We start from the raw sequence: 12,254 nt of genomic DNA, 5'->3' as shown, positions 1-12,254 counted from the left end.
CTGTGAATGATTTTTTCTGAAATAAAACGTAATACCTTTTTAAATTTTAGTTTGGTTTTTTTGCGGTTTTTACTGTACAACACTTCTATTTTCTCTTTCATGTTTAAAAATATTAAGGATTGATAATAAAGAGTTTGGTTTAAACTCAAGTTAAGGTCACACTATAGTAGAGTTCAAAAAAGGAAAAAGGTTGCGTGAGTTGAAGTGTTTTTTTTAAAATAAAGGTAAAAGATCCGCTAGCAAACCTAAAAGCTAACGGATCTTTAATTGACCAAACCAAACCAATTAATCCTAAAAAATCGTTGAAAAAATGTATGTACGACCATACCAATCAAAATCTTAAGGTCCATTTACTAGATGGACTTATTTGAAAATGGTTGCGTCATTTTTGTGGTTTAGTATAAAAAAAAACCAGAGAAGTTTTTAAAAACTTCTCTGGTTGGTAAGAATATAAGAGGCAAATACTTAAGCGACAATGTTTTAATTGTTCGCTAGTTCTTTGATATGCGCTTTAATTTTAATCTCTAATTCATCGGCTAATTCAGGATTGTCTTTGATTAATGCTTTTACAGCATCACGACCTTGTCCCAATTTAGTATCTCCGTAGCTAAACCAAGATCCTGCTTTTTTAACGATCTCAAATTCAACCGCTAAATCAAGAATTTCGCCTGTTTTAGAAACTCCTTCTCCATACATGATGTCGAATTCTGCAGTTTTAAAAGGCGGTGCTACTTTGTTTTTTACGATTTTTACTTTAGTACGGTTACCAATCACGTTTTCTCCATCTTTAATTTGTGAAGAACGACGGATATCAATACGTACAGAAGCGTAGAATTTTAGGGCGTTACCTCCAGTAGTCGTTTCAGGATTTCCAAACATTACCCCAATTTTTTCTCTCAATTGGTTGATGAAGAAAACAGTACAATTTGTTTTGCTAATCGTTCCGGTTAATTTTCTTAAAGCTTGTGACATTAAACGTGCATGAAGACCCATTTTTGAATCTCCCATTTCACCTTCAATTTCGCTTTTTGGAGTCAAAGCAGCAACAGAGTCAATAACGACAATGTCGATAGCTCCTGAACGAATTAAATTTTCAGCAATTTCTAAAGCTTGTTCTCCGTTGTCTGGTTGTGAGATGATTAGGTTTTCGATATCTACACCTAATTTTTCGGCATAATTTCTATCAAATGCGTGTTCAGCATCTATAAAAGCTGCAATTCCACCTGCCTTTTGAGCTTCAGCAATTGCATGTAAGGTTAATGTTGTCTTACCAGATGATTCTGGACCGTATATTTCAATAATTCTACCTCTAGGGTATCCATTTACCCCAAGAGCTAAATCAACACCTAGAGAGCCTGAAGAAATAGTTTCTACTTCTACAATGGCTTTATCGCCCATTTTCATTACGGTTCCTTTTCCGTAAGTTTTATCAAGTTTATCAAGCGTAAGTTGTAGCGCTTTTAATTTGGCTTCTTTGTCTGAACTCATCTTTTCTTTCATCTAAATTATTAAAATTTTTTCTTTGTAAAAAAATAAATCAGAGGAGTTAATAACTAGCTGATTTAGATTTATGTGGGCTTGTAAATGTGTAAAAATACTTCTTTTTTTTGAAGTTTCAATGCCTTTTTTTGGGCTATAAAAATAAGGCTTTTAACTCCGTAGCATCAGATGGTTTTATTTTTCCAGCAAGAAGTAAGCTCAATTGCTTGCGACGCAGAGCAGCATCAAAACGTTGTATTTCTAGTTCTGTTTCTGGCGCAATTGGTGGTACTTCAACTGGTCTTCCCGTATCATCTACGGCAACAAAAGTATAAATAGCTTCGTTGGCTTTGGTTCTGTTACCAGATTCGCGATCTTCAACCCAAACATCGATGAAAACTTCCATAGAACTTTTAAAAGACCTTGACACTTTCGCTTCAACAGTTACAACGCTTCCTAAGGAAATGGCTCTATTAAACGCAACGTGATTGACAGAGGCTGTCACTACAATGCGACGTGAATGTCTGCGGGCTGCAATACTTGCTGCACGATCCATACGGGCTAATAGTTCGCCGCCAAAAAGGTTATTCAAAGGATTAGTTTCACTTGGTAAAACCAAATCAGTTAAGATTGTTAGGGATTCTGAAGGATGTTTTGGATTCATTTTTTTTAATAATAAGTCATTTTTGCCACCTATTGTCAAGATTCTAAGGGTAGTATTTTATTTTTCTTACTCTGGAATCAGTGGTCTTTTTTTATTTTAATCCGTTGTGGATTGTATTTAGATATAGTGGGCTGAATTAATTCAACCAATACACCGCCATAACAGCAGGTATAAAATAGATTACTATGGTTCTTGCTCCATCATAATCTTTAGCTAATCGCTGTCCGAAAAGCATCATCAGCAAAGTGATGCTCGAAAAAATAGCACCATAAAAACCGAATTCTCTGTCGTTATTTAAGAATAATTGTATGGCGCCTACTACACATAAAATACCAGAAATTAATTCTAAAACTAAGAGGTGAAATAAGGCAAGGGGCACCTGGTTTTTTAGCTTTGTTAAGGCAAAATGTTCTTTAAGCCAAGCCACATTTCCTTTCCAGTCAAAAATCTTTTCATGAGCTGATTGTAAGAAAGTTAAAGCTAAAAATACCAATAGTAAAATGGATGCAGGATTATTCATTTGAAAATTATTTTTTATGAATTAAACGAGTCAGTTTTATAGATAAATCAGTTAAAATTATTTTGGCATTTCCGTTCCTTTCAATGTGATATTGTGCATCTGAAAGTTCCTTGAAAATGTCATGTATATTATTTCCGTTTACAAAAGGGGCAAAATTTTCTAATTTAAATTTGTCGACTTTTGGTTCAATGTATACCAGCTTTGGTGCTTGATAGTTGAGTAAAAGTGCCTGACGAAACATTTCAATACAATACTGAATGAATTTTTTTTGGCTTTCACGACCTAAACCAGCAATTTCTTCACTCCAGGAAATCAAATCTTGTATGGCAGCTGCATTTCCTTTAGCTCTAAAGGCGGCACGAACCCAATTGACAAACCATTGTTCAAAAGGGTGCTCAGCATCATCTTCTTTTAATAAATGCAAGGCTTTACTAAAATTTCCTTGAGCTTGATGTGCAATTTTTAAGGCTGCGTTTTGTTCTATATTTTGCTGAGAAACTAATGCCTCTGCGATCACTTTTTCAGGTAATCCGTTAAAGTGAATTACTTGACAACGTGAACGTATGGTTTGTATAATGTCTTCCTCATTTTCAGAAATAAGAATAAAAATGGTTTTATCGGAAGGTTCTTCTAAGAGTTTTAGTAATTTATTAGAAGCCGCGATATTCATCTTATCGGCCATCCAGATAATCATGATTTTATAACCGCCCTCATAGGATTTTAACGCCAGAGATTTTAAAACTTCTTGTGCGTCTTCAACCCTAATTTCGCCCTGTTTATTTTGAACGCCTAAAAGTTTATACCAATCGAATAAACCTCCATAAGGCATGTCTTGAATAAAAGTGCGCCAATCTTGAATAAAATCTAAACTTTTCGGCTTGGTTTTAACATCTTCAGTGGTTACTGTTGGATAGATAAAATGCAAGTCGGGATGCGATAGGTTTTGAAATTTTAAATTACAAGAATGATTTCCGTTTTCGTTTTCATCACCTGTATTGTTGCATAGAATATATTGCGCATAGGCAATAGCAGTGGACAGTGTACCACTTCCTTCTGGTCCAATAAACAATTGTGCATGCGGAATTCTTCCTGAAGCTGCACTTTTTATCAAGTGACTTTTAATGTAATCTTGACCTAAAATTTGAGAAAATTGCATGAAGCAAAGATAACAGAAAATGATCTAGTGAGAAATTTTCGGTATAAAGTTTATTTAGTGCTTTTTAATTATGCTTATATGGGAGATTTTTAGCTAAAAATTTGCATTAACTTTAGCTGATTTTGTTAATACCAAGCTTGATTTGGAGAGATATTAAGAAGTTTTTGTTAATATTTTTTTGCAATAACAGGTAATCGTAGGTATTTTTTGGTTATTAATCTCAAATGTTAATTTCTTTTAATAGTTAATATCTTACCGTTTTAATTGTATTATTTTTAACAAAATCCTCGGTAAAACGCAGATTTTCTCGACATAAGGTTGGTTTTTAAGGTTTTTTTAAGGTTTATTTCCAAAAAAAGAAATCAATAAAGTTGCAATTTGAGTTAATTTCTATATTTTTGTTTTTATCAATAATCAATTTTAATTAGAATTTATGAAAGGGAAAATTATTTTATTTAGTGCCTTTTTTATTTTGAGTACTGGGGCTGTCTCAGCTCAAGCTAAAAATGCTCCAAGAAGTATAATTAGTACAACAGCTCTTATCCGTAAATATCACGATCAGAAGGAGTTAAGCGCGATGCAAAAAGGTGAGCTTCTCGAGTTATACATTGAACGTATTAAAGTTTTAGTTAAAACCCTTCCATATATTGCTTTGGTTACAAAACCAGGAGTTACGATGGCAGACTTAGGTATTCCAGACGATAACGATCACAAAAAAGTATTAGATTCTCAAGCAGTGGGAACTACACAATTTTTAGATACAACAGTAGAATTTCAAAGAAAAATGATGCCTTATTCAGATAAAGGTAATTTGATTGCTGCAATTTTATTTTATGAAAGCACATTAAAATCATTACATGAGTTCAACGAATTGAACGAAATGTAATTGATCGACACTATTTAAGAACTTTTTTAAAATGTTTTTTTAAAAGTATGAACTGATTTTTCAGAAAACATATAAAAAAGATATATAAAACAACTCGTTCTCGCAGTTTCCTGAAATGATTCAGAAAACTCGAGATGAGTTTTGTCATATTAAGCATACCCAAATTTATTATTAACCCTAGTAACACCCTTTATCATGAAAAAAATTACTCAAATGATCTGCATTCTTTTGACAGTCTCCAGTATGAGTGCTCAGCAAGAGAAAGGAATTATGGGCTACAACAATTGGTTGAGTAACTGGACCGAATTTAAGCCTAATAAAGTAGAATATGGAGAAGCAAACCAAATTTTAGCAGGAAACATTTCTGTTAATACTAAATTGCTCAAGAGGAATATTTATGTTTTGCAAGGCAATGTTTATGTAACAAATAATGCTGTTTTAACCATAGAACCAGGTACTTTAATTATTGGTGATTTCGAGACAAAAGGAACATTGGTAGTTACAAAGGGTGCATCCATTATTGCCGATGGATTAGAAACGGATCCAATTGTATTTACCTCAAACCGTAGTCAGAAAAAATCTGGTGACTGGGGTGGATTAGTAATTCTTGGTGATGCTCCAATCAATAAGTTTGGAAATATGGGGTCTTACAATATCGATCTTGATCCGACATTGACTACTTATGGTGGTGATAATGCGGCATCGAGTTCTGGAATTTTAAGATTCGTTAGAATAGAGTTTGCAGGAAAAAAAGTAAAAGGTGTTGACACTTTTAACGGTTTAACTATAGCTGGTGTTGGATCTAAAACAATACTTGAAAATATCATGGTTAGCTATTCTGGAGGAGATTCATTTGCCTTTTTCGGAGGAGACGTAAATGCTACTAAATTGGTTTCTTATAAATCAATTAATGATGACTATAAATTCACACAAGGTGCTCAATGTCGTTTATTCAATTCATTAGCCGTGAGGTCATCGTATTTATCAAGTAATAAGGATGGTTCTCGTTGTATGGAAGTTAGATCTTATGAAAAGAAAAATGAAACAGATTTTACTAAAAAACAAACTTTAGTTGTAGCAACAAACATAACGATGCTTAATGATAGTGAAAATATTAAAGCGGATATTCAATCAGGTTTAGTAAAAGAGGCTGTTTATGTAGCTGAATTTGCTTCACTAGAGATGAAGCGCTCTGTTATCTCAGGATTTAATCCAGCTGTTTTATTAGACAGTAAAACAGAAATTAATGATGCTAATCTTAAGAAAATCAAATTTGAAGAAATGTATTTCAACCTATGTAATGGAAATATCTTTACAGAGTACAATTCAAACAATGAAGACTTAGAGAGCTGGTATGGAAATAGCGTGTTTTTCAACGTTTATTCACAAAGTAACAACAGAGAAACCTTCATTGACATTTTCAATCCTAAAAAGCCAGATTTCAGGCTGCAATTAGGTAAAATTACGGCCTCTAGTGGCAACAGATAAATAGAATAAGATTTAGATTTTTATTTCCAAGCGTAAATTATTAATAAAGTCCCCAGACACAATTTATGTGATCGCCTCAAATCGGACCAAATAAAGATCAAGACATAATGGCTCTATCCAGTAGAAAATATTGTATTTCTATAATATTTTTGGTTTCACCTATTACGTTAAGTCTATATGCACAAAGTACAATAGAACAACCTACAACTTCTATTGTTACGGACTGTAAATACACTGCGTCTAATGACCAAAATAACGACATAGCTGATCAAGTTATCAGCAAATTAGATACTTCTAATCAGTTAGTAGTAGGGCTATCCTCCCCCAAGGATAGCTATGCTATTGTATATGATCAGAAGAATCAGACTTCAAAATGTGAAGCGATTTCATCCGTATCAATTTCTTATTCAACACTAGCAAAAGCTATTATTGAGGACTATAGGTATGATTTTTCAGAGACATTTATCGACATTTTGTTTTTCGAAGATATAGATTTAGCAAGAACCCGTATTATATGATTCGAAAAACTACTCTAACTTTTACTAAACATTTTCTTTTGTTCGGTATTTTTTTACTTACCGGATTTATTTCGCATGCCCAGAGTTTAGCCCCTTCTAATTTAACTTTTGATAAGATTTGTGCGGGTAAATTTAATGAGTTTAATGCAACGTTTAGCTACGTGGATTTTCCGGCTGGTACTACGTTTTCTATTGAAATATCGGATAACGCAGGTAGCTTTGCAAATCCGATAGCCACAACTACACTTCAAGTTACGGATATAAGTGCGACCCAACAAAGTATTAAATTTGCAATTCCTTCTAATTTGATTGGATACGATACTTATAGCTTACGAGTAAAAAGTAATCCAGGTACAGTAGTGAGTGGTAAGTTTAATAATGTTTTTGGTAAATCTTCTTTTCCAATTTTTTATAAGGATTATGAAGCTGCATTTTTCATTAATAATAAAAATCAGGACGCCACAATTTGTTCTGGAGGAAGTTTAACTCTTTCTGTTTATAATGAAACACCTTCTGATATGGCCTCTTCGCCTGCAAATTATCCCAACTTAAAATATAAGTGGTATCGAGATGATGTTGTTATTGCAGGTGAAAGTAAGAAGTCTATTGTGGTGAATTCCGTAGGGCAATATTATGCCGTAATTGATTATGGATTATGTACTGATTCGAATTTTAGTTCGAATCGTGTTAGTGTTGTCTCTTCAAATTCAGGATCTGCAGTTACCGTTAGTTCAAGCTTAGGGAACCCATTTTGTTCAAGTGGATCAGGAACTGTTCTAACCGCATCTTCAGGAAATACATACCAATGGTTTAAAGATGGTAATAAGATTGATGGGGCAACCAATCGTAGCTATAATACCAGTGAGTCTGGGAAATACAGCGTTAACGTCGATTTCGGTGGGTGCAGTTCTACAGGTAGCATAGCCCTAGAAAGTAATAGTTTTGATGCTACTCTAGATATACCAGAGAACAACGTGATTGCTGAAGGTGAAACCTTAAATGTTTCTGTTACTACCAATGCTGTTAGTCCTACTTATGAATGGTTTTTAAATGATGCGATTATTGCTGGTGCGACAACCAATTCGTACTTAGTTGCCATTAAGGGTAATTATAAAGTTAAAGTGTCTCAAAGTTCTGGTTGTGTGGTTACGAAGGAATTAACTTTTAAAGTGACATCATCAGCAAGTGGTACTTCTACTGTAATTCCAAATATCATTAGTTTGAGTAGTTACCCTTATTGGGAGCTGCCGAGTGAATATCAAAATCCCAATACAAAAGTCATTATTCTTAGTTCCCAAGGAGAAATTGTTTTCCAAGGCGTTGATTATGATTCTTCTAAATGGGTTATAAAAGATTTTAAAAATGCAAATCCGGTATATTACTATGTCATTCAATCCGACACTGGTGAAAAAAAAGGATCAATAACTGTGATAAAATAATATGAGGAAAATTTTACTATTCATAACTTTATTTTACGGTTTTTCAAATACACTCTATTCTCAAGAAGCTGCTTCAGAGAATGGAGTTGTTTCGTTTTCATTACCTATCAGAAATTCATTAAAGTTTAATAGATACTTAATCAACCCTGCTTTTAGTTTCGTTCGAGAAACAAACCCTTATGCCAGTTTTTATAATAAAAGACAATGGGTCCAATTTGATAACGCACCTCAAACTTATTTAGCCAATTATTCGGGACGTTTTGGAGAAAACGAAGCCTTTGCTTTCGGTCTGTTTCAACAAAATTATGGTTTAATGACCGTTTTTGGAGGAATAGGAAACTTTGCACACAACATCGTTTTAGAAGAAGACAGTAATTTGACTTTTGGTATAAACGTAGGTGTTTACAAAAGTGGTCTTAATAAAGGAAAAATCATATCTGATGATCCCAATCTTTTAAATGGTGATTATCCGTCAAACACCTTATTGACTATTAACCCAGGGATTAACTACGGTACTGCATTTCTTGATTTTGGATTGTCGGTAAACAATTTAGTGTTATACAATTTTGGATCTGGAATGGTAAAAGAAGATCCAGAAAGAGCCATCGAATTACATGCCATGTACACAGGTTACATTGACAGTTATGGCTTTTTTGATAGAAGTAAATTCTCTACTATAGTAAAAACCGAAGTTAAAAAAGATAAAACAGTTGTTTCTGGATTGGCTATGATCACGATTCCGCAAGGAGTTTGGGCACAAGCAGGATACAATACCATATATGGAGTTTCAGCTGGTTTAGGAGTGAATATTTCCCCAAGCATTGCCATAGAATATAATTATGAAAAAGGGATGGGAAATTTTAGCAATATGGGTGGTTCTCACGAGTTTGCTATAGCCTATAAATTTAAAAGTAGGAATTACTATTACGGCGATGAAGAAGAAGGTTCATTGATAGATCCTTCGAAACCTAAAGCGGTGATGGCTAAAAAAACAACTACTCCAATAACTAGAGTAGATGGTGCTACGAAGGCAAAATTAGCTGCTGACGCGAAAGCTAAAGCGGATGCAGAGGCTTTACAACGAAGATTAGCTGCTGCTGAAAAAGTGAAGGCTGATGCCGAAGCTGCTGCAAAAGTGAGATTAGAAGCTTACAATAAAGCGAAAGCCGATGCTGAGGCAGTAAAAGTTAAATTGGCAGCGGACGCCAAGGCTAAAGCGGATGCTGAAGCAGCTGCCAAAGCAAAACTCGTTGCTACAAATAGACCAGTAATTCAAAATACACATGCGCAATTAAGTGCTGCTAAAGCTAAAGCAGATGCTGAAGCTGCAACAAGAGCAAGATTAGCTGCTGCTAAGGCTAAAGCGGATGCAGAAGGGACAGCAAAAACAAAAATTGCGACCACTAATAATGCAACTGTACAAAAAACTCAAGCACAATTAGCCGCAGAAGCCAAGGTGAAAGCCGATGCTGAAGCTGCTACAAAAGCTAGATTAGCTGCTGCCAAAGCTAAAGCGGATGCAGAATCACTGAAAATAAAATTAGCTGCTGATGCGAAGACAAAAGCGGATGCAGAAGCGCTGAAAATAAAATTAGCTGCTGATGCAAAGACTAAAGCTGATGCTGAAGCACTGAAAGTAAAATTAGCTGCTGATGCTAAAGCGAAAGCGGATGCTGCCGTTGCTAAAGCTAAGGCTGATGCCAAAGCAAAAGCAGAAGCTGCCGATTTAGAATCCATTTTTGCTGCTGATGCGAAGGCTAAAGCAGATTCAGATGCGCTTCAGGCAAAAATAGCAGCAGATGCTAAAGCTGCCGCTGCTGCTGCTGCAAAAACAAAAGCAAGTATTGATGCAGCTACAAAAGCTAAATTGGCCGCAGATGCCAAAGCTAAAGCGGCGGAAGATGCTGCTCTAAAAGAAAAATTAGCAGCTGAGGCTAAAATAAAAGCGGATGCTGAAGCTAGAGAAGCAAGAATAGCTGCTGATGCCAAAGCGAAGGCGGATGCAGAAGCTTTGAAAATAAAATTAGCTGCCGATGCAAAAGCAAAAGCGGATGAGGAAGCGCTACAGGCAAAATTAGTAGCCGACGCAAGAGCTAAAGTAGACGCAGAAGCGCTTCAAGCTAAATTAGCCGCTGATGCTAAAGCGAAAGCTGATGCGGAAGTGTTACAAGCAAAATTAGCTGCCGATGCCAAAGCGAAAGCTGATGCGGAAGCGCTACAGGCAAAATTAGTAGCCGAGGCAAGAGCTAAAGCAGACGCAGAAGCGCTTCAAGCTAAATTAGCCGCTGATGCTAAAGCGAAAGCTGATGCGGAAGTGTTACAAGCAAAATTAGCTGCCGATGCCAAAGCGAAAGCGGACATGGAAGCATTACAAGCAAAATTAATTGCCGAGGCAAGAGTTAAAGCTGATGCAGAAGCAACGGCTAAGGCTAAAGCCGATGCTGAAGCAAAACAACTACAATTGGCAGAAGAGGCTCGTCAGGCTAAATTAGCGGCTGATGCCAAAGCAAAAGCAGATGCAGAAGCACTTCAAGCAAAATTAGCTGCTGATTTGAAGGTTAAAGCGGATGCAGAAGCCTTAAAAGTAAAACAAGCTGCAGAAGAAAAAGCTAAAGTTGTTGAAGAGGCTCGTCAGGCTAAATTAGCGGCTGAAGCCAAAGCAAAAGCAGATGCAGAAGCACTTCAAGCAAAATTGGCTGCTGATTTGAAGGTTAAAGCAGATGCTGAAGCCTTAAAAGTAAAACAAGCTGCAGAAGAAAAAGCTAAAGTTGTTGAAGAGGCTCGTCAGGCTAAATTAGCGGCTGATGCCAAAGCAAAAGCAGATGCAGAAGCACTTCAAGCAAAATTAGCTGCTGATTTGAAGGTTAAAGCAGATGCTGAAGCTTTAAAAGTAAAACAAGCTGAAGAAGAAAAAGCTAAAGTTGCAGAAGAGGCTCGTCAGGCTAAATTAGCTGCCGATTTGAAGGTTAAAGCTGATGCAGAAGCATTACAAGCAAAATTAGCTGCTGCTGCTAAAGTAAAAGCAGATATGGAAGCTGCACAAGCTAGATTATTAGCTGATGCGAGAGCCAAAGCAGATGCTGAAGCTACTGAAAAATTAAAAGCTGAAGAAGAAACAAAACAACTACGATTAGCAGAAGAAGCACGTGAAGCAAAATTAGTTGCCGATGCGAAAGCGAAAGCAGATGCTGACGCATTAGCAAGAGTAGCTTCAGCTCCGAAAGATGGTACGGCTAAAGCAATAGAGGATTTAACACTATCTATCGAGAGCACAAGTAAAACACAAAAAGATTTGTTATCACAGTTTAATACAACCGTGGCAAGTAAACAAAGAGACTTGAATGATTTAAAAGAAGAAAATGATTTAAGTGATAAAGGAATTTATAAAGAACCTAAGCCTTTTAAAAGTGTTGCCGCTGAAAATAGTCAGTTAGAAGCTTTAAAATTGCAGCTTGCTCAGGCGAATAAAGCGCAGAAAGAGGAGATCGCCAAGTTGACTAATTTATACAACGAGAGACTTAAGAAATTCCCGAGTAAAGATGATGCTTTGAACAAAGCATACCTTGAAAAGATTAATCAGTTAAAAGCGGCACAATCGAAAATGGAGCAAGACAGTGCAGTTTTACTTTCCAATTTAGAGCGTATAAAAGCGGAAACAGAGATTGAGAAAAAACGTAGAATTAAACGTGCTGCTTACGAAAATGATCAAGGAAGATATGCCCAGGACGTTGCTGCTCTTAAACGCATAAAAGAAACGACAAAAATAAGTTCAAAACCATTAACAGCAAGCGATTTTGATTTTGGTGAAGACCAATCCAATATGCAAATTATCAAGAATATTAAAAATTCTGATAGTGGTTATTATCTCATTATTGCCGTTCATAACAGTGTTGAAAAAAGAGATGAGTTCTTGACTAAAGCAGTTGCTGCAGGACGTTCAGATGTTAATTTCTTTTATAATGTGACCACCAGTAAATACTATATCTATTATGATAAATTCGATGGTTTACAAGATGCTCAAAAAGCTTTAGAGACCAAAGGAAGTAAGCCATACAATGGAAAAATGGCTATAGTCAAAGTGGAGAATTAATACAAATCAAGAAC

Annotated in this window: 9 protein-coding genes; 5 read left to right on the top strand and 4 right to left on the bottom strand. The window is 35.6% G+C overall.

The annotated features are described in order from the left end of the window. Window positions 1-480: 480 nt before the first annotated feature. The 4 genes from recA to AC51AA_RS13140 form a co-directional block, all read right to left on the bottom strand. Window positions 481-1,488, bottom strand: a complete 1,008-nt coding sequence (recA, locus tag AC51AA_RS13155; RefSeq protein WP_500705639.1) for a recombinase RecA — start codon at window positions 1,486-1,488, stop codon at window positions 481-483. Window positions 1,489-1,633: 145 nt separating this feature from the next. Beyond that, window positions 1,634-2,143 carry an acyl-CoA thioesterase gene (locus tag AC51AA_RS13150; protein ID WP_500702692.1) on the bottom strand — a complete coding sequence of 170 codons (510 nt, stop codon included), beginning with the start codon at window positions 2,141-2,143 and terminating at the stop codon, window positions 1,634-1,636. A gap of 136 nt (window positions 2,144-2,279) precedes the next feature. Continuing rightward, window positions 2,280-2,663 (bottom strand): DoxX family protein, encoded by a 384-nt coding sequence (locus AC51AA_RS13145; RefSeq protein WP_500702691.1) that lies wholly within the window; start codon window positions 2,661-2,663, stop codon window positions 2,280-2,282. 7 nt (window positions 2,664-2,670) lie between these two features. Then, window positions 2,671-3,819, bottom strand: coding sequence for a DNA polymerase III subunit (locus tag AC51AA_RS13140; RefSeq protein ID WP_500702690.1), 1,149 nt, complete (start codon window positions 3,817-3,819; stop codon window positions 2,671-2,673). Window positions 3,820-4,252: 433 nt separating this feature from the next. Between AC51AA_RS13140 and AC51AA_RS13135 the strand changes: the two genes are divergently transcribed. From AC51AA_RS13135 to AC51AA_RS13115, 5 genes are all read left to right on the top strand, one after another. After that, window positions 4,253-4,705: a hypothetical protein gene (locus AC51AA_RS13135; protein WP_500702689.1), complete on the top strand. Its 453-nt coding sequence runs from the start codon at window positions 4,253-4,255 to the stop codon at window positions 4,703-4,705. 195 nt (window positions 4,706-4,900) lie between these two features. Continuing rightward, window positions 4,901-6,193 (top strand): beta-helix domain-containing protein, encoded by a 1,293-nt coding sequence (locus AC51AA_RS13130; protein ID WP_500702688.1) that lies wholly within the window; start codon window positions 4,901-4,903, stop codon window positions 6,191-6,193. A 107-nt stretch (window positions 6,194-6,300) separates the two neighbouring features. Continuing rightward, the gene (locus tag AC51AA_RS13125; protein WP_500702687.1) at window positions 6,301-6,711 is read left to right on the top strand and encodes a hypothetical protein; all 411 of its coding nucleotides are present in this window, start codon (window positions 6,301-6,303) and stop codon (window positions 6,709-6,711) included. Between the two features lie 38 nt (window positions 6,712-6,749). Continuing rightward, the gene (gene sprC / locus AC51AA_RS13120) at window positions 6,750-8,150 is read left to right on the top strand and encodes a gliding motility protein SprC (protein WP_500702686.1); all 1,401 of its coding nucleotides are present in this window, start codon (window positions 6,750-6,752) and stop codon (window positions 8,148-8,150) included. Between the two features lies 1 nt (window position 8,151). Further along, entirely contained in the window at window positions 8,152-12,240 is a 4,089-nt protein-coding gene (locus AC51AA_RS13115; RefSeq protein WP_500702685.1) for a PorP/SprF family type IX secretion system membrane protein, read from the top strand. The last annotated feature ends 14 nt before the right edge of the window (window positions 12,241-12,254 follow it).

It is taken from the genome of Flavobacterium sp. OHVDL-2026-0007, from assembly GCF_059882335.1.
This window is presented reverse-complemented; position numbering and strand designations above follow the sequence as displayed.